A 22,565-nucleotide genomic window follows, 5' to 3' on the forward strand; every position below is an offset into this window, starting at 1 on the left:
GAGGCGAGCAGGACGAATTGGACGTGGGTCAGGTCGAAGGGGGCCAGTGCCGCGCGTTGCGCGGCCTGCCAGCGGTTGGTCACCTGCCAGAGCAACAGACCGGGACTCTCGTCGGTCCGCTCGAACTCGCTGCGCATCTCCTGCTGGGCTTCCATCGGCCGGCCATATCGCGGGAGACGACCGCGTGCCAGTACCGGGTGCTCAGACCAGCACCGCCTCGGCGGCCGCGACCAGCGCCTCGACATCGCCCTGCAGGGACTTGGCGAGATTGCCGCCCATGATCTTGTTCCAGAGGCCGCGCAGCGGGCCCTCCATGGTGATGCGGACCTTCACGGTGGTGCGCTCACCGTCGGTGGTGACCTCGTGGGCGAAGATCAGCCGCGCGCCGATCAGCTTGGACGAGTCGATGAATTCGGTATCGGTGAGCTTGGTGACGACGAACTTGGTCTCGGGACCACCCTTGGGCTTGAGGGTGCCGGTGACGCCCTGCTGGAAGGGGCCGTCGAGGGTGACCCACTCGGTGTCCTGGTTCCACTCGGGCCAGGTGGCCATGTCGGCCCACTTGGCGAAGAAGGCGGCGGGAGTGGCGGTCGAGGTGGCGGTCGAGGTGGCGGAGGCTTCAGCGATGAACGTCATGCAATTAATATGCGCGCTTAATACTTCTTCGTCAACCCCCGACCACTGGGCGTTCTCCGAACCGGTGCGCAAGGTGTACTACAACCTCACCATCACCGGCCTGTCGATTGCGGTCGCGTTCCTGACCGGCACCATCGAACTCGTCGGCATCCTGCACGACCGACTCGATCTCACCGACCCGGTTAGCGCCTGGGTTGGCGGACGCCGCACCGTCATGGACCGTGACACCCTCGCCGCCGCCCGAGCCCGCCACGCCCAAGGCCAAACCCACCCAGATGGCGAAAGCACTCTGGTTCAGGCTTCTTGGCCGGTGGCGGCCAGGACGATCTCGCGGATGGTGACAGTGGGCGGCTGCTGGTAGGCGTAGGCGATGGCCTCGGCCACCGTGTGTGGATCCAGCGCGCCGCCCGCGGACTTCTTCCACGCCTCGTAGTCGGTCTTGATCTGCTCGTCGCTGGTGTGCGAGAGCAGTTCGGTCTCCACCGCGCCGGGAGCGATGGTCACCACGCGCACCCCCGAGGCGGCGACCTCCTCGCGCAGGTTCTCCGACATGGCGTGGACGGCGAACTTCGTGCCCACGTACGCGGTGTGGTTGGGGAAGGTCTTGCGTCCGGCGATGGAGCTGACATTGATGATCGTGCCCCCGCACCGGGCGATCATGCCGGGCAGCACCGCGCGGATGCCGTAGAGGACGCCCTTGATATTGAGGTCGATCATCTGTTCCCACTCGTCGACCGGCTGGTCGGCGAGGCGGCCCAGCAGCATGACTCCGGCGTTGTTGACAATCGCATCGGCCGGACCGAACCGCTCCTCCGCCTCGCGCACTGCCTCCTCGACGGCGCTGCCTTCGGTGACGTCGACCTTGCGGCACAGGGTGTTCGGCAGGGAGAGTTCCTTCAGCTTTTCGAGCCGCCGGGCGAGCAGCAGCAGCGGGTGCCCCTGCGAGGAGAGTAGGCGAGCGGTGGCGGCGCCGATGCCGGAGCTGGCTCCGGTGATGACGATCAGGGGCTTGGTCATGGGAACCTCCGAGGTGGTGGATCGTGTCGCATTCCAGGGGATCACGGTGAGAGGCCCTGCTCGTACCACCAGGGGAGGCCGGGTCTACCGGGGGTCCAGCAGACCCCCTCTCGCGGAGTTCACGGCCCGTGCACCGCCCTAGTCTGAAGGAATGAGCACGTCAGAGGAGCGCGGAGCCAACCTGGAGCTGCGGGACTTCCTGCGTTCTCGCAGGGCTCGGATCAGTCCCGACGAGGTGGGCCTGAGTCCGCACGCCGGTCGGCGCCGGGTGCCCGGCCTGCGCCGCGAGGAGGTCGCACAGCTGGCCGGGGTCAGTGTCGACTACTACGTCCGTCTGGAGCGTGGCCGCACCCCGAACGCCTCGGCGTCGGTGCTGGAGGCCGTGGCCCGGGCACTGCGGCTCGACTCCGCCGAGCGGGCCCACCTTTTCGACCTGGCCAAACCCCGGCCGGGGTTCGGCCGTCGGCGTCCCGCGCCGCCCCAGCGGGTGCGGCCCGGACTGCTGCGGGTTCTGGACGCCCTGACCGACACCCCGGCGATGATCCTCGGACACCGGCTGGACGTTCTGGGCGCCAACCCGCTCGCCAAGGCCCTGTACACCGACTTCGACGCCCTGCCGAGCCGTGACCGCAACCTCGCCCGGTTCATCTTTCTCGACCCCACTGCCCACGATCTGCTCGCCGACTGGGAGACCGCTGCCCGTGGCACCGTCGCGGCCCTGCGGCTGTACGCGGGCCGCCATCCGCACGACCCGCGCCTGAACGAACTGGTCGGTGAGCTCTCCGTGCGGGACGAGGACTTCCGCCAGTGGTGGGCCGACCACGACGTCCTGCAGTACACCCACGGCCTCAAGCTCTACCGCCATCCCCTCGTCGGTGAGCTCACCCTGGCCTACGAGTCGCTCGCTCTCCCGGACGACCCCGACCAGGCCCTCTATCTCTACACCGCAGAACCCGACAGCCCCTCCGAACACGCTCTCCGGCTGCTCGGCAGCTGGTCCACCTCCACACGGCCACTGTCGAGATCTGAATAGTTCGGTGCCGTGACGCCGACATTCCCGACCCGGTGATCTGTACTCGAGGCGAGTGGTCAGGTCGCGCGTGGCCTGGATCGAGGGCTTGAAGTAGCGGCGCAGGTTTTGCGCCTTCCGGTGCCGGGATGTTGATCCGGAGCAGTTCTTCTGCGCGAGCTCGAGTTTCGAAGAGCATTTCCGATCTCGCATCTGATGCGAATAATGCGGTTGCGGCGGGGCCCCGTGCCACAGTCTGGGCCGCCGCCCCCCACCCGCCTGCTCGCAGCCGGCAGGGGCACCGCGATCGTCATCTCGGCAGCCATCTGCCCCCACACGCCGCAGCGATCTCGTGCACCTGCGTATCACGCACCGTGCACGGCACACCGTGCGCCACCACCCGCCGAACGAATTCCCGCTCAACAGGTTTCGGCGACGTACGCCGCGTACTACCCGGCATTGGATTCAACGGGATCAGGTTTACATGCACACGCGAACCCAACCCTCTGTGCAACTTCTTCCACACCATGTCCGCACGCCACGGGTGATCGTTGACATCACACGGCCAGTCGCTACCGTCTGCATCGGCCGCGTCGTCAAGTATCAGGTGTCGACCGGTGGGCTCGAGCATTCGCCTCAGGAGGCGTCGCCGATGTGTGAACTCCGGCGGACGAGGGCACCGCGTCGCAGATCGCTCGGGTGTGACGGCCCGCCTGCATCACGGTGCCGTCAGGCCTGATGATCGCGGTGCTCGCCCGACCTTCCTGTAGCCAGTTGGCGAGTTCGCTTCCCGGGGCCGCGGAGACGACGACGGCGCCGCGGCTCTCCAGTTCGTTGCGCTGCTGCTCGCTGAGCGCTGAGGAGGTGATCAGCGCGAATCGGTTCGCGATCACCTTGTCGAGCCGAACACCCTGCGGCAGAACGGGGTTGGGGCACAGTTTGCCGGCAGGGTCTCGTCGGCTGTGAGACTTGATCACCAGAGCGGAGGTGTGCAACGCCGGGGCAACGCCCGGGGTGGCGAAGCGACGTATGGGGGGTAGGTGAAGCACCCGTGGGAAGACCAACCCTCGGAAATAGTCTCCCAGTGGCCCGCCTGCGGTCATGGCCCGCCCCAAGGAGATCGCGAGCCGAATCATTGTGCGGACGTGGGGTTCTCGTTCTTGCTGGTAAGTGTCGAGCGCGCTGTCGGGCAGGCTTGCGCCGAGCACGCCTGCCAGTTTCCACGTCAGGTTCATCGCATCGCGCAGGCCCGCACACAGGCCCTGGCCGATGAATGGCGGAGTGGTGTGGGCGGCGTCGCCGAGGATGAACACATTGCGGTCGCGCCATCGGTCGGCCACCCGGGCACGGAAGGTGTACTCGGCCACCCGCACCAGGCTCAGCTGCGCAGCAGGAACGTCTCCCAACCAGGGCGAGATCAGCGGAACCACGCCGGGAATGCTCTGGTAGTCGGCGGCGGTCTCCCCGTCGAGCAACTCGAATTCCCATCGGTAGCGCGTGTCGCTGACCCGCATGTAGCTGCCGGCGCGCACGGAGCTGCAGAGTTGGTGCAACCCGTCCCACTGGTGCAGGTCCGCGTCGGTGTCCACGTCGATCACCAGCCACCGCTGCTCGAAGTGCAGATCGGCCATGGCCGCGCCGATCGCGGAGCGGACCGTGCTGTTGGCGCCGTCACAGCCCAGGACATAGGTGGCCTCGACACTGTGCTCGCTGCCGCTGGGGCGGTCGGTGAAACTGACCCGCACGCAACCGTCGCCTTGTTGGAGGATGCCGGTGACTTCGGCATTGCCCCGTAACAGGGCACCGGGCTGTTTGGTGAGGTTGGCGCGCAGTAATGCCTCCAACCCTGGTTGGTCGTACATGTTGGCCTTGGGGAAGCCGTGCGGACTGTTCGGCGGCACGAGGTTTTCGTCCAGCACCCTCATCTGCGGGTCCACCAACCGGATGCCGAGGCTCGGCCGGGAGATGGCGGCGAATTCCTCGTAGACGCCCAGACGTGCCAGGATGCGGCAGACCTCGTCGTCGCAGTGCACCGCGCGCGGCTGTGGATAGATGTCTGAATGGCGCTCCAGAACCAGACAGGAGACGCCGTACTGGGTGAGCAGCGTGGCTGCGGTGACGCCGGCGGGGCCGGCGCCGACAATGACGACCGGTACTGATGCCGGCGTGGCGTGGCCGGGCGTGGCCGGGGGCTTGCCCGTGCTCACGCGTACCTGACCACGTTGCGTTGAGTGCCGAGGTCGATGGTGCCGTCGTCGGTGGCCACGCTCGCCTCCACTACGTCGCCGTCATGCAGGTAGAAGGGGTTTTGGGCCTGGCCGGCCAGGAACCCTTCCAGCGTGGGCGGGCCGGCGGACGCCTCTTTGGGCTTCCTGACCGCAGTGCCCACCGGCGTGCCGGTGAGCACCAGATCGCCGGCATCGAGGCGCTGGAAGCGGGACAGCGCCTGCAGGGCTACGACGGGGAGGAAGATCATGTCGCCCTTGACCACACTGTTCTGGCGTTCCTCGCCGTTGACCGATAGTTTCACCCGCAGCTCACCGAAGCGTTCGAGCTCATCGGCATCGAGCAGCACCAACGCGGGCCCGACCGGAGCGAATGTCGGATAGGACTTCGCTTCGTAGTACTGCCCTTTGGCCTGTTGCACATCGCGCGCCGACACGTCGTTGGTCACCACCATCCCGCACACGAACTCGGCCAGATTGGCTTCGGTGACCTGGGTGCCCACCGGCAGCTCTCGGCCGATGACCAACCCGATCTCCACCTCGTAGTCCAGCAACTGGACGTGGTCGGGCTTGACGATGTCATCGAACGGCCCGGTAATCGAACCGCCTGCCTTGCGGAAAAAGGTCAGCTGCGTCTTGGCGGGATCTCGGCCGACGTCTCTGACATGGGAGGCGTAGTTGACGGCCTGTGCCACCACCCGACACGGCAAGGTCACCGGCGACAGCGGCTTCAGTTCGCTGACCGGCACAGTGTCGGTGCTGCGCGCGGCGTCGTCGATAGCCCCACGGTTGGCCAGTAGCTCGCGGGTGGTGGCGGCGTCGGTGGCGATGCGAGCGGCACCGGACGCGGTTTGCACCCACCAGGCGTCGGCGGTGCGCAAGACCGAGACAGTCATAACCGATCCCCCTTTTCTCGCGGTTCGGTGGTGCTGGTCAGGAATTGGCCATAGCGAAGAGCCCGCGCAGCGCGGCCAGGTCGAATTCGTTGTCGTTCTGCCGCAGCGCGTCCAGCATCATGGAAACTTCGTGTGCAGTTTCGCGGCCCGGATTGATGCCCAGGAAATCTTTGGTGATCTTGGGTCCCCATTGATGCAGGCCAGAGGCGGTGAGCGGCCCCCATCCGGGTTCGAGCGTGCAGTCGAACTATCGCCATCGGTGAAGTGCTCGACCAGGAAACTGTCCGGGTCGCGCCAATAGTCGAAGATCTGACTGCCCTGAACGTGACGGCCTATGCCCCAAGAGCGGCGATACCCGTGCTCTGCCAGGTATTGACCGCCGGCGGCCAATGCGTCGAGGTCACATACCTGATAGGCGGAATGCACATAGCGGTTGGCCGGGCCCAGCGCTAACGCCAGGGTGTGGTGGTCGGCCGGGGTTGCCCCGCGGTCGCAGCGGTTGAAGCTCATGATCGGTCCGCGCTCGCGCTGGCCGGGGAAGAAGTGAAAGTCACTCACAATCAACCCCAGGTGGTCCAGAAACCAGTTCAGCGATTCGAGGTACTTGGTGGTCTGCCACACCACGTGCCCGAGCCGTTGTATCCGGGTGGGGACCCGCGGCGGGCGCTGAGTGGCGTTGACCCGGACCAGTTCGTGGCCGAAGTTGAACACGTGCGGCTCCTGGGCGGGCAGCGCCGGGAGCTGACGCATCCCAGATGCCACCCGCACCGGCAACCCGCTGGGGTCGACCAGATCGACTGCTACCCCGCCGAGGGTTTCGGCCAGCGCAAACACGGTGGCCCCCGTTGCCTCGGCCAAGCGCTGCACATCGGACTCGTCCGTGGCGGCGAACGTCGGCCCGACAAACCGCGCGCTCGGGCCACGGCGGATCACCAGGCACGCAGGGCCCGGGTCGCTGCCCCGCAACTGCAGCTCATCCTCGGTACGCAGCGCGGTGGTGAAGCCGAATGCGTGGGCGAAGGCCTCGGCACCCGCCAAATCGGGCTTCTCGAACTCCAACCAAGCGACATCACGCACCTTGATGATCGGATTGCGCGAGCGTCCAGGATGCTCACCCTTGCGCGCACCCTCATCGCTTTGCAGGTCCTTGTGAGCACCGACGCCATGTTCGCCCATTAGTGCTCCTCGTTGACTCAAACAAAGTTTGCGGAGTTGACTCAAACAAGGTTGCTGTGCGGAAACTACCCCTCAGCGAGTCGATCAGTGGCCAAATGGCGGCAATAGCCATTTGACGACGCAGTTGGACAGTGCGTTGGCCCCGACCTCGCGGGGCCGACCGAGTTCCAGCCGAACTACCTCGGCGGCCGGCACGAGCCCATCTCTTGCGCCGCCTACTGGCGAGCAGTGCCACGGCCAGGCACGGACGAAGTTTGGAAAGAACTGAACGACCTGGGTCTCCGCGCGGCTGCCGGACCGCGCTGTACTGGCGGATCGTCGAAACGGTCTGGGTGCTGCCGGTGTTCCTGGACAAGCTGATCGATCTCTCCCGAGCTCGGCGCACTGATCATTCGATTGCACATCGAAACGGCATTCCGCCGCGGCGGCGCACTAGGCATGTGCGTCGATGACCTGCAGGTTGAGCAGTGTCCGGCCAAACTGCGTGAGAGGGGTGACACCGAGCGGTGGCAGCCGATATCGCCGACGCTGATGTCCAATATCAAGTCGCGAATCGAGCTGACCAGGCTCACGCTCAATGCCCGGGGCGATCCGGGCCGGTGCGGGCAGGACCTGATGCGAAGGCTGGGACGTCGCTACTCGGCTTCGCCGATCAGTTCCTGCGGTACCTGGCCGCCGAGCAGTCGGATGAGGGCGGCCAGCAGGCCGTCGAGTTCACGACCGACCGCCGCGATGTCGGGATCGCCGTAGCTGCCGAACTGCAAGCTGGGCTGGTCGACGGCGAACGTCGTATCGCCGTCGGGGCCGACGTAGACGAGCGTGCGCAGGGGCGCGTGTAGCATGACCGCCGGGTCGTGGCGGAACATGCGTTCCGCGATGGTGTGATTGCCCATCAGGTACTGCGTGGCCCGCCACTTCGACGGCGAGCCCATCATGGCGGTCCCGATATCGCTGGTGTAGTAGCGCATGAACCCATGCGGAGCGGTGTGCTTCACGATCTCGAGGACCTCGCTCCAGGATCCAGCCCGCACGAAGTCAGCCGGATCGATTGCGGGAACGAGCTTTTCGTAGACAGCCAGCGCCTCCTCGTAGGGTTGAGACAGCGTGATCAGCATGCGGCGGGACCGGTGTTCGATCGTGTGCTGGGTGGTCATGTCTTGACCTTTCTTATCCGTGCCGAGTCACCGGAGCCGTTCGATGACCACCGCGTCGGCACACCGGACCCACCGTGACGTGCTTCATGAGTTCTACCGACTGGCCAGATACGAAACTGCCGTTCTGGGCGAAAAGGGCGGTCTCCGAAGGCTTTGGACGCCTCCTTCCCGCTTCTGCTCCGCGGACCCGATCGTGACGTGCGCGAGCAACCCCGGCAGGTCGATGCCCAGATGCCGGGTGACCTCACACAGCGGGTTGTCGAGTGCCACTCGCGTGGACCCCGGCCGCGGTGCACCGATGACGGCGTGGGCCTCACCGCCGCGGCCATCTCACCCATTTTCTCGCCGAGCGCCGCGTTTCCTTCTTGTCCGGATCAAATTTTCGGATTATCCGTGCTTGGCGGTGCGGGTGCCATCGGGTCGTTCCTGGGTCAATGACGACCTCTGTGTATATGGAGGGTCCTGTTCGATCGGCGAACCAGCGTGTCGGCGCGTCAGCGGGTGCGGGCGCGCGGGATCTTCTAGCGTCGGGTCAAGAAGGGGATGCGGCAGCGTGGGCAGCGGCCGCCTGGATGGGCTCGGTGTTTCGACAGCGAGGAGTGCAGGCTTGAACACGTTTTGGGATTACGCAGGCGGACCGCTATTAGGGATTGCCATCACGGTGGTCTTTTGGCTGATGGTCTGGATCGCGGTCTCGGTCGCTCGGGTCCGGTCGGGAGGGCGGTCCCGGTTGGGTCACGTCAACGTCTTCGATGCGACGCTAGGGAGATTGCCACAGCGGCGGGGCTGGAGGCGACAAGTACTCGGCCTGATGTTGCTCGTCTATGTCCCCATCGTGGTTTGTGGGGTGGTGTTAAGGGTTCTCGGAGTGATCCCCGAGTGGGGGTTGATCGCGATCGTCGTTGGTGGCGCCGGCGTGGCAGCGACCGTGTCCCGTGTGCGGTTCCTGGTGCGTGCGTCGACGCCCAACGAGTAGCGTCGCGTGGCGTCATCATGTAAGTGTTCGGGGGCGTGAGATCAATCTGGGGCAGGACGTTGGTCCAACCCACGTACCAGCGCCCGCCTCCAACGGCACCCCCCACGCATCGGCCCGTGGGGTCCGCACGGGCCGCAGTCCGGCGCAGCGAGCCCTGAACCGAGAGGGTCCCAGCCCGTACCGCCGACCGCCGAGTGTCGGCGGCTACCGCGCGGGCCCAAGGCCGGAGATCGACTATCGCCGCTCGTACTGGATTGCTCCATCGGTGAATCGCGACGGCGTTGATCGGTGAATCCGGGCGTGGCACGGCGACGGCGACGTTCCCCACCATCTGGCGAACACCGAGCTAGATTGCGCTGACGCCACTCGCCCGAGTGCTCTCGACGATTGAGGAGGAACCTATGCGTGTGCTCTGCATTGCCGTGGTGGTGGCCACGGCGGCCCTGCTGGCCGGATGCTCGTCGAACAGCAACAGCAATTCCGCTCCGTCGAGCGTCACCCCCACACCGGCGAATCCTGCCGAGGTGAAGGACTGCCACTCGCAACCACAGACCCGCCCGTCGGCCATCATCATCACCTGCGCCGACGGCAACCATTCCATCTCCGATATCACCTGGAGCAGCTGGACCGACAGCTCCGCCCGCGGCACCGGTACCGAACACCGCAATACTTGCACACCGAGTTGCGCTGAAGGACAAAAAGAGTCGATGCCGGTGACGGTCGAGCTGACGACCCCGGTCAATGGCATCTTCACCCAGATGACCCTCGACTCCGGCAACGGCAAACCCGAGACCGAACCGCTTCCCCGGTAAAGGCATGTCCTGGACCGCATCGACTTTCGACAACCGTGCCGTCCTCAATGAAACCTGTGATCGCCCCCGGTCGGGTTCGAACCGACACCTGGCGGATTGAGGGTCTGTGAACAAATAATGCCACGTCGAGATAGGTTGCTGCGGTAGCCGGGTGCCCTGTGGCCTGGACGCTGGTTTTGGTGCTGCCGGTGCTGGCCTCGGTTCAGGGCAGCCGTGGGCCGATCGCCCTCAATATTGCTGTCGGCCGGTCGCTTTAGGATGCCGCCATGCCGACACCTCCACCGCCGGAGGTCGACTTCCACGCGAAAATTGCGGAAGACTCGAATCCGCTGATCCGCCATCTCACAGCGCGAGGATCGACGTACTGGTTGGTCGTGCGCTGCAACAAAACCGGCGATGATTACGATTTGGCCTGGCTGGGCCGCAGATTGGCGGCCAGCCTGGATGGCCGCCATCCTGACCACCTCGTATGAAGACCTTTGGGCTTCGCCGGATTCATCACGTGTCAGAAGTCTCCGCTGTCAGCGAAAACGAATACAGCACAGCAGAATACAACTGTCGTGCTAGTACTCCAGTATCACTGCGTGATGTAACGGTCTTCGCTGGTAGTAGTGCGCTTGTTTTGATTCAGACATGGTCGTGTCCAGAGTGGTTATGGGGTGAGGCTTTTCGGTTTCCGCGGCGCGTGAGTGCGTGCTCGCACGGCGAGTTCGTCGTGCCCGCGGCATAGCGCTTTGCAGGCGTGGGGTCATGCGGTCGACTGCAGCGGTACGGACGACAATCCACCCCAGCACAGGGTGATCACCGCGGCGATGGCGTCAGCCTTCGGGACGGCACGGCCGGTGTCGAGCCAGTACTGTGCGGCGAATTGGCTGGCGCCGACCAGCCCGGCGGCGAGCATGCGAGATCGGTTCGGGCTCAATCCGGAATCGTGCGCCACGGCAGTGGAGACGGCTGTCACGCAGTCGTCTGTTGCGCGTCCGATTCGCCATCGTACCGAGGGCTCGCTCGGCACGTTGGAATCGAAGACCAGTCGAAACCCTTGCGTTTCATGGTCGACAAAGTCGAAGTAACCTTGGATCGCGGCGCGGACCCGGTCCCGATTCGCGGTGGTCGAGTGCAGTGCCCGCTGCACCCCGTCGGTCAATGCGTCGATATGGTGCTCCAACACCGCCAGATAGAGCTCCAGCTTTCCCGAGAATTCCTTGTACAGAATCGGTTTGCTCCAGCCGGCGCGATGCGCGATCTCATCCATCGTGGCCGCGTGAAAGCCGCGTGCGACGAAGACCTCGGTCGCTGCTGTCAAGGTGCGCCGTCGCCGCAGCGCACGTCTGGCACTGACGACGAATTTGCCGGACTGCCGGGATAGTATTGTCGGTTCGTATTCGATGGGTTCGGCGGTCATTTCCTGCTCCGTTTGGTCGGTCAGGCCTGGAGTTCGGTCAGTGCGTCCTCGAGGTTGCGAGCGATGTCCCAGACGTCGGGAACGGTGTCGGGGCAGGCGAGGATCCCGAAGTCGAGGTGGCCGTCGTAGGACATGACGGTGATGTTCAGGCAGCCCGACAGCTCGGTGAGCACTGAGACGGGGTGGCTCGAGAGCACGCGAATTCCCGCGAGGTACAACGGTATCTGTGGCCCGGGCACGTTCGAGACGAGCAGGTTGACCAGGGGCAGAGTGGACGCAGCCGCCCGCATCACAGCTCGGGTGGGCATGCCGTGCAGCAGTGGTGTTGCCAGTGTGGTGACTTCGTGCAGCAGGTGCGATGACTGGGTGTGGAATCGCTGTTTGGCGACGAGCAGATTGTCCCGCAAGAGTTTCACTCGATGGCGAGGGTCGGTCTCGGAGATCGGCAACGTGGTGAGCATGAGTGAGAACTGGTTTCCCGCAGTGCCGAACTGCTCGGGCGTGCGCACCGATACGGGAATGGCGGCCAGCAGCGGTCGGTCCGTGGCGAAGCCCCGGTCGTGCATCCAGCTCCGCAATGCGGTGGTGCACAGGGCCATCACGACATCGTTGACCGTCCCGTCGACGCTGTTCTTGATGGTTTTCACCGCGTCGAGGGGTAGCGATGTGTATGCGACGCTGCGGGCGCTGGTGAGGGGGCCGTTGAACGGTACGCCGGGGTGCTTGGTGTGTAGATCATCGGCGGAACGCAGCAGCGTCGGCACGGCGCGCAGGGCGGCGTGGAATCGGGTTGCCGGTCGAGTGAGCGCGTTCGGGAGGCTGCGGGCGAGCATTTCGACGGTTGACGGTGTCCGGCCGCGACGTACCTCCGGAGTGGACGGCGGTGTGGCGGAGGGTGTTTCGCAGATATCCATTATGGCGGCCATGATCTCGGCGGCGGAGACGCCGTCGATCACGGCGTGGTGCACTTTCGTGTAGACGGCCTGCCGCCCGCCCGAGAGTCCGGACACGAGGTGGCATTCCCACAGCGGACGCGACCTGTCGAGCGGCTGACCGTGGCGGCGCGCGACGTAGTCGGCGAGTTCGCGATCATCCGCGCCGTCGGGCAGTCGGATATCGCGGACGTGGTATTTCAGATCGATCTCCGCACAGTCCTCCCAGTAGGGCAGGTCCAATCCGAACGGGACCGTGCGCACCCGGCGGCGTAGCGGCGCGACGAGGGGCAGCCGCTCTGCGAAAAGCTGTCGCAGTGCTTCGGAATCGAGCGGTCCATTCGGCGCTGATGCGGAGTCGAGCAGCGTAATCGCGCCGATATGCAGTGGTGTAGTGGAAGTTTCGGTATCGAGCAGGTGCAGATCGAGCGAATCGAGCTGTCTCACAGGGCCGATGGCGCGTGCGGTCGAGATGGCGGCAGGGGTGTGCTGGTGGCCCACGGAGTCCTCCCGGGTCGTGTCGGTACCGGACGCGGCCGCCGGCGGGTAAGGACATGCCAACAGCACACAGCGTCGATCCCGGACGTCTGGTGATTCCGTGCATCGCGGCACGGAGCGCGACACCGTGCCGACGCTGACACGCTCGAACGGTGAAGCCCTCGATCTGGAGGGTGAGTGCGAGTGTAGTGCCAGCTGACACGTCACGGTCTTGATCGACCGTTACATCTCGTTAATTGTGTGCGAACACTAAACACTGATCACACGTCCAAGAACTCTGGTCCGCAAGGTCGTACGCGGACTGCGGCCATCGTTCGGCTACCGGCGAGTAGTCGGAACCAGGGCTCCGTGGAAACGCACTGCGGCTAGCCTGACGGCACTCGAATGTGGATGGCTCCGAGTAGCCTGCGGCCGCGCATATGCCAGACTTTGGCTCCATGTTGTAGTGCTTCCTATGCCTCGGTGATAAGGGCGCGCGCCATGTGGCCGCCCGTAGTTGGATTCGAAGACGACGCCGTCGGCGCCGAGCTGGTGGGCGAGCAGGCATCCTGTCTCGACAGGGCCCCGGGAAGCTCTGCCCGAGGAACAGGGGGCGCTCAATCCCGTTCCAAAAGAATCTGTTTCACGTATCTTCGGCGCGTGAACACCAAGAACCGCACGGTCCGAGCGGGATTCGCTGCTCTCGCCCTCACGGCGGGCCTTGTCGCCGTCGCGGGGCCGGCCGCAGCCGACATACCTCTCACACCCGCCACCGCGGATCCGATCTGGGGCGCGACCACCGGTCCTATTCCGACCGGTAGCGCAGTCGCCGCCGGTCAAGGCAGCTCCCAGGCCGGACTGCCGAACCTCGCCGGTCCGCTGCTCGCCGCGCCCGCCGACCTCCTCAACGTCCTGCTCGGCGGTGCGCGACCCTGCACCCTGTCCGCCACCTGCAACGGGATCGGATAGCACCTGCCCCCGCAACACGAGTAACGCCCTTTGCTCATCGGAATCCGATGAGCAAAGGGCCTTTTCGATGCTTCAGGCGATCATGCCCGGCCGACCTCGAAGCGGGTCACGGTGACACCGGGCGCCTCCAGCTGCTGTTTGACGGTCTTCTTGGGGTCGGTGACCGACGGCCGCTCCAGTAGGACGACGACCTTGTAGAAGCCGTTGAGGCGACCCTCGACGATCTTCGGCAGCGCGCCCTCCGGCTTGCCCTCTTCGCGCCCCGGCCGCCGGAACTGGTCAGGATTCGACCCTCTTCTGCAAACCGGTCAGCGCGCTGTCCACCAATCCTTTGATGACTTTGCTGCGGATGAAGCCGGGCAGCGGCAGGTTGTGACGAATGGTCAGCTGATAGGTGACGGAGGTGGTGTCCGGAGTGATTTCGTCGAGCTGATAACGGCCTTCCTGACCGGTCTGCAACCGCCCCTGCACCATCGACCAACTCATGCCGTCGTCGCGGTGACGGTATCTGAGGGTGTAGCTGTCGGTGCCGACCGGCGCGGATGCCGTGAACCGGGCGGTCACCGGCAATTCGGTCCGCTCATCGACCTCGAGTACCTCTGCTTGGCGGATCTCGGGGATCCATTCCGGCTGGCTGTTCAGGTCGCGGATCGTCGCGAGCACGGTCGCCCGCGGGGCCTGGACCCGCACGGTCCTGGTGGCGCTATCGGTCGGCATGGTCACCGTTTCCGTAGTAACCGAGTCGAAGCAGGGTGGTGATCTCACTGAGCAGCGGCATTCGCGGATTGGTGCGATTGCTCAGGTCCTGGAATGCGATCATCGCCAATTCCGGTAGGGCCGCGAGGAATTCGTCCTCGGGAATACCGATGTCCCGAAGTGTGCGCGGCATTTCGAGCCGGTCGAGCAGGTCTTGCACACCCTGGAAGAGCCGACGGCGGCTTTCTCCGGGTTCGTGCCCGCCGAAGACGATCCGCCCGAGTTCGGCGTACTTCTCGGGGGCGACATAGGCCGAGTAGCCGGGAGCGGGCATGAACTTCGTCGGCAGGTCGGCGTTGTAGCGCAGGGTGTGCGGCAGGAAGACGCCGTTCGCGCGGCCGTGGGCGATGCCGAACCGGGCGCCGACAGCGTGTGCGAGAGCATGATTGGTGCCGACAAAGGCATTGGAGAACGCCAGGCCGGCCAGCGTGGCGGCATTGGCCATATCTGTTCGGGCGAGCAGATCCCGGGGATCGTCGCAGGCTCGGGGAAGCGCCTCGAAGATCAGCCGCGCCGCCTGCACACAGAACGCATCGGTATAGGGCGAGGCGAAGACCGAAGTCAGGGCCTCGAGGGCGTGGGTGAGGGCGTCTATACCGGTGTCGGCGGTCAGAGTCCGCGGCATCGAGACGGTGAGCAGCGGATCCACGATCGCCATATCGGGCACCATGGAATAGTCGACCAATGTTTCCTTACGGTCTTCCAAGGTCAGCACCGCCGCGGGAGAGACCTCCGAACCGGTGCCCGCGGTGGTCGGCACCGCCACCAGTCGCACCGTATGTGGATCCTGCGGGTAGTCGGCCATGCGCTTGCGCGGATCGAGGAAAGGCAGCGTGAGTTCGGACAGATCCTTCTCAGGGTGCTCGTAGAACAGGCGGATCGCCTTGGCCGCGTCGATCACCGATCCGCCGCCCACGGCGATGAGCACGTCGGGCTGGTATGCCTCGAGCAACTCGACGCCGCGCCGGACGGTGGCCTCGCCCGGCTCCGGCTCGACCTCGCCGAAAATCTTGATGTGCCGCGCGCGCAGTTTGCCGCGGAATTCGTCCACCACGCCGCGCTGTTCGCTCAGCGCGTCGGTGATGATGACGACGCTGTCGCACTCGACATTCAGCAGGTTCTCGAGCGCCCCCGCATTGAAGAACGTGTTCGACGGGACCCGGAACCACTGGGGCGGACTGCGCCGATACGAGACCGTCTTGATGTTGAGCAACTGCGTGTAGTTGACGTTCTCCGTGGTGCTCGAACCGCCCCACGTGCCGCAGCCGAGGGAGAAGGTCGGGGTGAGGTTGTTGTAGATCCCGCCGAGGGCCCCGACCGCCGTGGGCGCGTTGACCAGGATCCGCCCGGTGCGCACGGCCAGGCTGTAGGCGTCGACGACAGCCTTGTCGTCGGCGTAGATCGCGGAGGTGTGCCCGAGGCCCCCGTGCTCGGTGACGAGGACCGCGGCATCGATGGCGTGCTGGACATCGCGGGCGCGCACCAGCCCGAGGACCGGCATCAGCTTCTCGCGCACGAGCGGATGTGTGTCGAGCCGGTCGAGCTCGGCCGGCAGCGGCGCGAGGAGAATCTTGACCGACCGGTCCACGGCGAATCCGGCCCGGGCGGCCAGGTCGGGTGCCTGGCGGCCGAGAGCCTCGAGTTTGGCCGTGTCGCCGCAGCCGAACGCGAATTCCGCGAGGGCATCGGACTGCTCCTCGGTGAGCAGGTGCGCGCCCATCCGCTCGAATTCGGCGACGGTGGCGTCATAGATCGCATCGTCGACGATGCAGGTCTGCTCGGCAGGGCAGATCACCGATGCGTCGAAAGTCTTCGAGATCAAAATATCGACGACAGCGGCCTTGATGTCGGCCGTACGATGCAGGTAGATGGGCGCGTTGCCGGGACCGACACACAGCGCGGGCTTTCCGGCCGCGTTGGCCAGGGCGACGATCTTCCGACCACCGGTCACCCAGATGAAGTCGACCCCCGGATGCCCGAACAGATAGTGGGTCACCTCATGGGCGGCGTCGGGAATCACCTGCAACGCGCCTGCGGGTAAACCCACCGCCTCCCCGGCTCGCCGAAGGATCTCGACAGTGCGTTCACACGACCGCACGGCGACGGGCGACGGCCGGAAGAGGGTCGCGTTGCGCGTCTTGGCGGCCACGATCGCCTTGTACAGCACGGTGGACGTCGGATTGGTGACCGGGGTGATCGCCAACACGACTCCGATCGGATCGGCGATGCGAACGATGCTGCGCTCGAGGTCGTCCTCGATAACGCCCACGGATTTCTTGTCGCGCAGATAGTCGTAGAGGAACTCGGTGGCAACGTAGTTCTTGACGACCTTGTCCTCGAACACGCCGAAACCGGTCTCCTCGATAGCCACCCGCGCCAGTTCGGCCGCCGCCCTGATCCCGGCGCGGGCCATTGCCTCGACAATCGCATCGACCTGTTGTTGATCGAGTTCGCGAAACGCCTTCGCCGCGGCACTCGCCGTGTCGACCATTGCGTCCACCTCGGCGAACCGGGCCGGGCTGCGATCGGCCGCAGCGGTGTCGGCAGTGGCTGTGTCGCTGCTGCGATCGACGGCCCGAGCTTCGGTACCGGTCTGGATGTCGGTCATGACACCTTCTCGAATCGGAGATTCTCGGTTTCGAAGGCACTTATCGGTGACGGTACTCGCGCCGGCCGGCGGTGACCGAGGTCTTTGTGCCCTGCCATAGGCCCTGTTCGGGAACCAGGGTGGTGATCGGGCTGGCCTCGATGATCGGCGCCATCATCGCGGCATCGCCCGGCCGTGCGGGCCTCGCTGGGCGATGTGCTGTCGCCCACATTGGCAAGTACAGGCCGAAGCCGATCCACGGCATCGCGGCGGTAGCCCAGGATGGCCGCTGGAACTGCTGGCGATTCCTCGGCTGCGGCGTTCCCATGACGGCCAGTGGCCAAGGTGGTGCGCGAGACGCCCAGGACCAGCGTAAGTATCGATCCCAGGGCCGCGACTCAGCAGTTGCGCTGGGCAGCGCATGCAGTGCCGGGGCAGCTCGGCCCGGACGCCGTCTCCGCAGCGTCCGGGCCGTTGCACCACGGGTCTCCAACGCGAGGGCACCGCGAGTGGCGGATGGGAAATATTCGAGCCTGCGATATTCGCTGCAGTCGAGATGTCTTGCACTGCAAGCCATCTTGGTCCTGCCTGCGGGGGAAGCGGTTGTGCCCACCACCCAGGGCGGCGGCAGAGCCCCACGCCGGCCCGCCCCGTTCCGGGCCCTCGCCCGCCTGGTTCGGCCGCTATCGCACTCGGGTCTTGGCCGTGGCGATGCCCTCGCGCTGGCGCTCGAGGATCAGGCGTGTTCGAATTCGGCGACCGCGGCCATCATGTTCAAACGTCCAAACTGCCTTGCCCTCGGGGGCGATCGGCTCTGGGCTGCGGACCTGCGCTGCGCGAAACTGACGGTATGGCCGATACACCGGCACCGGCACCTTGGGCGGCATCGGCGCGTGATGCAGTGCGCGTGTTCAACAAGTACGTGACCAATCCGGTCATGATGCGGCTGGCCGGCCGCAGGCACTGGTGTGCGTCGGTGATCCGGCACACCGGCCGACGGACCGGGAAGCCCTATGCCACTCCGGTCGTCGCCGCACCGGTCGCCGAGGGGTTCCTCATCCCGCTTCCCTACGGGACCCATGTGGACTGGCTGCGTAATCTGCAGTACTCCGGCACTGCAACGATCCAGTACCGTGGCCGCGTCTACGCCGTCGGTTCACCCGAGATTGTCGACGCCGCTGCGGCTGCGCAGCAGCTGTCGGCCCGGCGCCAGCGCCAGTTCCGTCGATTCGGCATCGGCCGGTTCGTCGGCGTACAACGCGCCGACGGCGACTCATAATGGCATCCAGCAAGCTCGCGTGGCGCCCCGAGTGGGACAAGGGCATCTTCGAGCACCTGCGCCGCGGCGACGAGCTCGTGATCACCCGGCCGGTGCGTCGATCACCTACCTGGAACCAACGACCGCCGAGGAGGACAACTGGCGCAGTCAGCTCTCGTTCCTCTACGAGGGGCAGAAGAACCCGCTCGTGGAGGTGCTCGGCGGCGTCGACGCGCCGATCGAACAGTGGGCGCGGGATGCGCAGGCCCCCAAGCTGATCGGAGTCCCACTCGGCATCCTGGGTCCCCGGCCGTGGAACCCGCAGATCCTTGCCATCCAGATCATGCGCCTGGGCGAGCTGGTCCTGGCCTGCGGCCCAGCGGAATTCACGGTCGTGTCGGGTTTGCGCATCCGGCGTATCGTGGCGCGGGCGCTGGGCGTCCCCGTCGACAACGTGCTGCTGCAGGGCTACGCCAACGGCTACAGCGGATACGTCACCACCCCGGAGGAGTACGTCTCCCAGCAATACGAGGGCGGCGAGACACTCTACGGCCGCTGGACCCTGTCGGCCTACATGCAGGAATTCGACGCACTGGCCAAGGCGCTGGCCGCCCGCGTAGCACTGGGCCGCGGCCCCGCCCCACTGGACTGGACCGCCGGAATCCAGCCGTCACTCCTCCCGCCGCTCCCGCCGGACGCCCCGGTGGCGGGCCACCGCTTCGGCGATATCCTCACCGCGCCGCAACCGTCCTATGCCGCCGGGCAGACCGCCGAAGTAGTTTTCGCGGGAGCTCACCCCAACAACGACTTCCACACCGGCGCGACCTATTTCGAGATCCAACAGGCACAGGGCGACTCCTGGTCCCGGGTCTTCGACGACAACGACTGGTGCACGGAACTGCACTGGTCCCGTCCCGACGGCCAACCCGCCGCCTCGATCGTCACCATCCGCTGGACCATCCCCGACACCACCGCACCCGGCCGCTACAGAATCCAATACAACGGCGACAGCCGAGATCTCAGCGGCGCCACCACCCCCTTCACCGCGCTTTCACCCGACTTCGGCATCACCTGAGCCGGTCCGGACCGCGTGGCAATTCATAACCGAATCCCAAACCCAGTCCCGGCGGCGAACCATCCGCCGCCGGCCTCACAGGTAATCCTCCAAATCGCCCTGGATGGCGGGCTTGAACTTCGCGTGGACCTTGTGCGTCTGCGCTGAGGAGATCCCGCCGCCGATGGTGACGACGTAGGCCTTGATGCCCGCCTTGCCTTCGTCTTTCACGGCGATGTTCAGCTCGATGGCGCATTCGTCGAGCGCCAGCTTGAATCCGTCACCCGAGTCCGCTTGGGCCGCGGTCAGCTCGGACTTGAGATAGCGGATCATGTCCGAAAGTTCGATCGCGCCATCGGCTGGAATGGTCATGCCGTGCTGCCTCTCGCTTGACGGTTCTTCTCGAGCCAGTTCCAGGGTCGAACGCAAGAATATTGGACCGTTGCCCCGACGTGCCTCGAGACGCGCCGGATCCCGGTCGGTTGCCCCACTACCCCCGAGAACTGGACAGGGCGGAGTGCGTTGCGCTCCCTACAACCCGTGCCGGTGGTCGCGATCACGGCCGAGAGCGGTCGCAACAGCTTTGCCAGACGGTTGATCTCGAATCCCGTGAAGAGACACCATCGCCCCTGTGACGTGTCGCAACTTCACAAGGCGAGGGGAGGGGACCGGTGGTTTGCCTCGCAGGACGGCTGGTCTCGCACTCACAGCCCCGGCGCGCTCGCTGCCGCCGGGCTGGTGGTGGCATCGATGTTCGTGCACTTGACTCTACCGCCCGCCCTGACATTATATGGCCGAAAGGTGTTCTGGCCCTTTGTTCTTCGGATGTACCGGCGCGTCGGCCAGCTCGGTGATCACCAGTGCTGGGGTCGTGCTGGCGGCGGTGTTCTGCGTACCTGGCGTGTTGCCGCTGATCACGCTCACTCGGCTGGGTATCGGTCACCTGGACTGGGTCGTCTCGATCGACTCCACGGTCGTGCGAGCCCATCAGCACGCCGCAGGTGCGAGACCGACCGTCTGGGCGAATCCTTCATCCGGGTGGCCCGCCGGATGCGGGCTATGCAGGCCGACCGCTTCCTGCCGCTGGGACTCACGCCTGCGCAGGGGCGCATGCTCAGCGTCATCGCCGACAGTCCGGAGCCGCCGAGTCTGCTGATGCTGTCAAGAGCCGATGAGGGAATGAGCAGAAGCGGCAGAGTCCAGATTTCACTGACCGCCGCACTGCTGGATGCCGCATACAGGTGATCGGCACACGGGGTTTGGCGGTGGTCACTCAGCAGTCAGCGCAGGAGGTAGCCGGCCTGCTGCGTTGCCGCGGATCGCCTCTGTCGACGACCGAGCCGTCCCGCTTGGCCACCGGCGAGCTCAAATCCCTCGGTGCTTCCCCTGTGGCCGAGGGCTGGTAACCCGATTCCAAGTCGTCGCGGTGGGCGTCGAGCGAGGTGTTGGCCCGGTTTATGGCCCCTTGCTCGCCGACCCCGTCACCGATGCCGAGGGTGTCGTCATGGCTCCCATCGTGCCTGCGCCCAGAGATTCTGAAACTTCTCCATTTGGAGAAAACATGAGATACGCTGTGCGCACAGGACACAACGGTCGGTAGTGGAGGACAACGATGACCAACACGATCATCACCGACGGGCGGGTGCGAACGCTCGCGCCGGACACGCCGGAAGCGCTCGTGCTATCCGACCCCGTCGGCGAGCGGTGCGCGATCGACGAATTGGTGTGTGCCGCGAAGACATACGCTGTCGCCGCTGTCGAATGGTGTGGTACGAAATGACCGGCCGAGCCGCCGGGGCAGCACCGGTCGCACCGTATATGGCGGTCGGGTTGTCGACCATCGTTCACGGCATCGGGGCGCGCGATCACATCGCGCGCAACCTCGACACGATCGAGGAGACCATTCACGCGGCGGTGTCGATAGTCGGCATCAACCTGCCGGTGAAACTCGTCGCTCTGGCCGAAGGGGCCCTCACCGGCTTCACCGACGAGATCTTCGATCTGCCGCACAGCCGGTGCGCCAGAGAGCTTTTCATCGATATACCCGGCCCGGAGACCGATCGTCTCGCTGCGCTGGCCCGGCTGTACGAAACCTACCTCATCGTCCAGTGCAAAGCCCGCTGGCCCGAGGTCATCGCGGACCGGTTCTTCAATGTCATGGTGGTGATCTCGCCGCAGGGTGAGATCGTCCACCGGGCCGCCAAGAACCATGTGTGGTGCCGGGAGCATTCGTGCACCCCGCACGATGTCTACGATCGGTGGGTCGAGCTGTTCGGCGACGGCATCGACGCCTTCTATCCGGTGCTGCGGACCCCGGACATCGGCAACATCGGCACGCTGTGCTGCAGCGACGGCGAGTACCCGGAAGCCGTTCGGGCACTGGCGTTCAACGGCGCGGAGGTGGTGTACCGACCCAGCGAAGCCGTGCCGATGACCGCGGCCGGTCCGGACGCTGGAGGCACCTGGCTGCTGCAGAATCGGGCGCACGCGCACTTCAACGGGGTGTACATGGTGTGTCCGAATACCGGGCCGGTTTACTCCAGCCCCGCCGCCGAGCATCCGGTGGACATCGCCGGCGGCAATGGGCACATCGTCGACTATCACGGTCAGGTGATCGGGCGGGTATCGTCGGGCGCCAACACGATCATTGCCGCGCCGGTGGATGTCGAGGCGCTGCGTCAGTATCGGATGATGAATCTGAACTCGAACTGGCTCAAGGACATTCGCACTGAGCTATTCCAGCGCATGTACGATCGGTCGATCCATCCGGCCAATCTTTGGCTCGATCGTGAGCCCGGGCGGCACGCCGCGGTCGACGACATCTACCGGGCCAATATCGCTCGTTTGGTAGAACAGCGCGCGTATACCGAACCCGCACAACGGTTTCCCGGTGCACGCCATATCCCTGTGTCAGGCGACAGCGACATGGACGCCGTCGTGGCCAGGTGGCGGACGTAGCCGTCGCCGTTTCATCTGTCACCACCGCGGCCGAAAGGACGTGACGGTTGTTCACCTCCCACAAGCCCCGCCTTGTCGTCGGCATATCGGGTTCGAGCGCACCGCAACTCGGTATCGCCCTGCTGCGCGTGCTCGCCGAATCCTCGATGGTGGAGACACACCGGGTCATCTCGCACGGAGCACGGCGCTCCATCCAGCTGGGTTGAGGACGTCTCGGCGTTGGCCGATGTCGTCCACCACCACGCTGATCTGTCCGCCTCGATATCGT

At 65.5% G+C, this 22,565-nt stretch carries 24 protein-coding genes and 4 pseudogenes; 13 read left to right on the plus strand and 15 right to left on the minus strand.

The features are described from left to right. Window positions 1-201: 201 nt before the first annotated feature. Window positions 202-636, minus strand: coding sequence for an SRPBCC family protein (locus ACWEKS_RS27665; RefSeq protein WP_452342773.1), 435 nt, complete (start codon window positions 634-636; stop codon window positions 202-204). Between ACWEKS_RS27665 and ACWEKS_RS27670 the strand changes: the two genes are divergently transcribed. Next, complete coding sequence (locus ACWEKS_RS27670) at window positions 626-997, plus strand: HoxN/HupN/NixA family nickel/cobalt transporter (protein ID WP_452342774.1); 372 nt, start codon at window positions 626-628, stop codon at window positions 995-997. The two genes, ACWEKS_RS27665 and ACWEKS_RS27670, sit on opposite strands and share 11 nt — an antisense overlap. Here the strand turns inward: ACWEKS_RS27670 and ACWEKS_RS27675 are convergent. Next, window positions 931-1,653, minus strand: coding sequence for an SDR family oxidoreductase (locus ACWEKS_RS27675; protein WP_452342775.1), 723 nt, complete (start codon window positions 1,651-1,653; stop codon window positions 931-933). The two genes, ACWEKS_RS27670 and ACWEKS_RS27675, sit on opposite strands and share 67 nt — an antisense overlap. 151 nt (window positions 1,654-1,804) lie before the next feature. On the opposite strand from ACWEKS_RS27675, the gene ACWEKS_RS27680 reads away from it, so the two are divergent. After that, on the plus strand, window positions 1,805-2,686 hold the full coding sequence (locus ACWEKS_RS27680) for a helix-turn-helix transcriptional regulator (RefSeq protein ID WP_452342776.1): 882 nt from the start codon (window positions 1,805-1,807) through the stop codon (window positions 2,684-2,686). Window positions 2,687-2,972: 286 nt separating this feature from the next. Here ACWEKS_RS27680 and ACWEKS_RS27685 read toward each other — a convergent pair. From ACWEKS_RS27685 to ACWEKS_RS27705, 5 genes and pseudogenes are all read right to left on the minus strand, one after another. After that, a pseudogene (locus ACWEKS_RS27685) lies at window positions 2,973-3,221 on the minus strand (23S rRNA (adenine(2503)-C(2))-methyltransferase RlmN); the annotation flags it as partial. 37 nt (window positions 3,222-3,258) lie between these two features. Then, the gene (gene mhpA / locus ACWEKS_RS27690; protein ID WP_452342777.1) at window positions 3,259-4,869 is read right to left on the minus strand and encodes a bifunctional 3-(3-hydroxy-phenyl)propionate/3-hydroxycinnamic acid hydroxylase MhpA; all 1,611 of its coding nucleotides are present in this window, start codon (window positions 4,867-4,869) and stop codon (window positions 3,259-3,261) included. Continuing rightward, window positions 4,866-5,783 carry a fumarylacetoacetate hydrolase family protein gene (locus tag ACWEKS_RS27695; RefSeq protein ID WP_452342778.1) on the minus strand — a complete coding sequence of 306 codons (918 nt, stop codon included), beginning with the start codon at window positions 5,781-5,783 and terminating at the stop codon, window positions 4,866-4,868. The genes mhpA and ACWEKS_RS27695 overlap by 4 nt, the downstream gene beginning before the upstream one ends. Window positions 5,784-5,820: 37 nt before the next feature. Beyond that, window positions 5,821-6,959, minus strand: a pseudogene (locus ACWEKS_RS27700) (VOC family protein). 635 nt (window positions 6,960-7,594) lie between these two features. Beyond that, a complete protein-coding gene (locus tag ACWEKS_RS27705; RefSeq protein ID WP_452342779.1) occupies window positions 7,595-8,113 on the minus strand; it encodes a DUF302 domain-containing protein in 519 nt (172 codons plus the stop codon). A gap of 607 nt (window positions 8,114-8,720) precedes the next feature. On the opposite strand from ACWEKS_RS27705, the gene ACWEKS_RS27710 reads away from it, so the two are divergent. The 3 genes from ACWEKS_RS27710 (at window position 8,721) to ACWEKS_RS27720 (ending at window position 10,374) form a co-directional block, all read left to right on the plus strand. Beyond that, on the plus strand, window positions 8,721-9,089 hold the full coding sequence (locus ACWEKS_RS27710) for a hypothetical protein (RefSeq protein WP_452342780.1): 369 nt from the start codon (window positions 8,721-8,723) through the stop codon (window positions 9,087-9,089). A gap of 401 nt (window positions 9,090-9,490) precedes the next feature. Then, window positions 9,491-9,901, plus strand: a complete 411-nt coding sequence (locus ACWEKS_RS27715; RefSeq protein WP_452342781.1) for a hypothetical protein — start codon at window positions 9,491-9,493, stop codon at window positions 9,899-9,901. Window positions 9,902-10,167: 266 nt separating this feature from the next. Then, window positions 10,168-10,374 carry a hypothetical protein gene (locus tag ACWEKS_RS27720; protein ID WP_452342782.1) on the plus strand — a complete coding sequence of 69 codons (207 nt, stop codon included), beginning with the start codon at window positions 10,168-10,170 and terminating at the stop codon, window positions 10,372-10,374. Between the two features lie 275 nt (window positions 10,375-10,649). Here the strand turns inward: ACWEKS_RS27720 and ACWEKS_RS27725 are convergent, their stop codons facing one another. Together ACWEKS_RS27725 and ACWEKS_RS27730 are read right to left on the minus strand one after the other, a co-directional pair. Further along, complete coding sequence (locus tag ACWEKS_RS27725; protein WP_452342783.1) at window positions 10,650-11,306, minus strand: TetR/AcrR family transcriptional regulator; 657 nt, start codon at window positions 11,304-11,306, stop codon at window positions 10,650-10,652. 20 nt (window positions 11,307-11,326) lie between these two features. Beyond that, on the minus strand, window positions 11,327-12,685 hold the full coding sequence (locus ACWEKS_RS27730; protein WP_452342784.1) for a WS/DGAT/MGAT family O-acyltransferase: 1,359 nt from the start codon (window positions 12,683-12,685) through the stop codon (window positions 11,327-11,329). A 690-nt stretch (window positions 12,686-13,375) separates the two neighbouring features. Between ACWEKS_RS27730 and ACWEKS_RS27735 the strand changes: the two genes are divergently transcribed. After that, window positions 13,376-13,684 carry a hypothetical protein gene (locus tag ACWEKS_RS27735; protein WP_452342785.1) on the plus strand — a complete coding sequence of 103 codons (309 nt, stop codon included), beginning with the start codon at window positions 13,376-13,378 and terminating at the stop codon, window positions 13,682-13,684. 80 nt (window positions 13,685-13,764) lie between these two features. Here the strand turns inward: ACWEKS_RS27735 and ACWEKS_RS27740 are convergent. From ACWEKS_RS27740 to ACWEKS_RS27755, 4 genes and pseudogenes are all read right to left on the minus strand, one after another. Beyond that, window positions 13,765-13,944 (minus strand): annotated as a pseudogene (locus ACWEKS_RS27740) (translation elongation factor Ts); the annotation flags it as partial. Window positions 13,945-13,963: 19 nt separating this feature from the next. Continuing rightward, window positions 13,964-14,401: an SRPBCC family protein gene (locus ACWEKS_RS27745; RefSeq protein ID WP_452342876.1), complete on the minus strand. Its 438-nt coding sequence runs from the start codon at window positions 14,399-14,401 to the stop codon at window positions 13,964-13,966. Continuing rightward, a complete protein-coding gene (gene adhE / locus ACWEKS_RS27750) occupies window positions 14,388-17,048 on the minus strand; it encodes a bifunctional acetaldehyde-CoA/alcohol dehydrogenase (RefSeq protein WP_452342786.1) in 2,661 nt (886 codons plus the stop codon). The genes ACWEKS_RS27745 and adhE overlap by 14 nt, the downstream gene beginning before the upstream one ends. Window positions 17,049-17,088: 40 nt before the next feature. Beyond that, window positions 17,089-17,355, minus strand: a complete 267-nt coding sequence (locus ACWEKS_RS27755; RefSeq protein WP_452342787.1) for a hypothetical protein — start codon at window positions 17,353-17,355, stop codon at window positions 17,089-17,091. A gap of 414 nt (window positions 17,356-17,769) precedes the next feature. On the opposite strand from ACWEKS_RS27755, the gene ACWEKS_RS27760 reads away from it, so the two are divergent. Both ACWEKS_RS27760 and ACWEKS_RS27765 read left to right on the plus strand, forming a co-directional pair. Next, a complete protein-coding gene (locus tag ACWEKS_RS27760; RefSeq protein ID WP_452342788.1) occupies window positions 17,770-18,306 on the plus strand; it encodes a nitroreductase family deazaflavin-dependent oxidoreductase in 537 nt (178 codons plus the stop codon). A gap of 19 nt (window positions 18,307-18,325) precedes the next feature. Continuing rightward, a complete protein-coding gene (locus tag ACWEKS_RS27765; protein ID WP_452342789.1) occupies window positions 18,326-19,360 on the plus strand; it encodes a neutral/alkaline non-lysosomal ceramidase C-terminal domain-containing protein in 1,035 nt (344 codons plus the stop codon). A 75-nt stretch (window positions 19,361-19,435) separates the two neighbouring features. Here the strand turns inward: ACWEKS_RS27765 and ACWEKS_RS27770 are convergent, their stop codons facing one another. Continuing rightward, a complete protein-coding gene (locus tag ACWEKS_RS27770) occupies window positions 19,436-19,711 on the minus strand; it encodes a trypco2 family protein (protein WP_452342790.1) in 276 nt (91 codons plus the stop codon). A gap of 414 nt (window positions 19,712-20,125) precedes the next feature. Then, window positions 20,126-20,263, minus strand: coding sequence for a hypothetical protein (locus ACWEKS_RS27775; RefSeq protein ID WP_452342881.1), 138 nt, complete (start codon window positions 20,261-20,263; stop codon window positions 20,126-20,128). Between the two features lie 135 nt (window positions 20,264-20,398). On the opposite strand from ACWEKS_RS27775, the gene ACWEKS_RS27780 reads away from it, so the two are divergent. The 5 genes and pseudogenes from ACWEKS_RS27780 to ACWEKS_RS27800 all read left to right on the plus strand — a co-directional run bounded on the left by ACWEKS_RS27780 (window position 20,399) and on the right by ACWEKS_RS27800 (window position 22,503). Then, window positions 20,399-20,584, plus strand: a complete 186-nt coding sequence (locus ACWEKS_RS27780; RefSeq protein WP_452342882.1) for a hypothetical protein — start codon at window positions 20,399-20,401, stop codon at window positions 20,582-20,584. Between the two features lie 367 nt (window positions 20,585-20,951). Then, the gene (locus ACWEKS_RS27785; protein WP_452342791.1) at window positions 20,952-21,119 is read left to right on the plus strand and encodes a hypothetical protein; all 168 of its coding nucleotides are present in this window, start codon (window positions 20,952-20,954) and stop codon (window positions 21,117-21,119) included. 38 nt (window positions 21,120-21,157) lie between these two features. Then, window positions 21,158-22,015: pseudogene (locus tag ACWEKS_RS27790) on the plus strand (nitrilase-related carbon-nitrogen hydrolase); the annotation flags it as partial. A 69-nt stretch (window positions 22,016-22,084) separates the two neighbouring features. Next, entirely contained in the window at window positions 22,085-22,297 is a 213-nt protein-coding gene (locus tag ACWEKS_RS27795) for a hypothetical protein (protein WP_452342877.1), read from the plus strand. Between the two features lie 47 nt (window positions 22,298-22,344). Further along, on the plus strand, window positions 22,345-22,503 hold the full coding sequence (locus ACWEKS_RS27800; protein WP_452342792.1) for a hypothetical protein: 159 nt from the start codon (window positions 22,345-22,347) through the stop codon (window positions 22,501-22,503). The last annotated feature ends 62 nt before the right edge of the window (window positions 22,504-22,565 follow it).

This window comes from Nocardia sp. NPDC004711, from assembly GCF_053601595.1.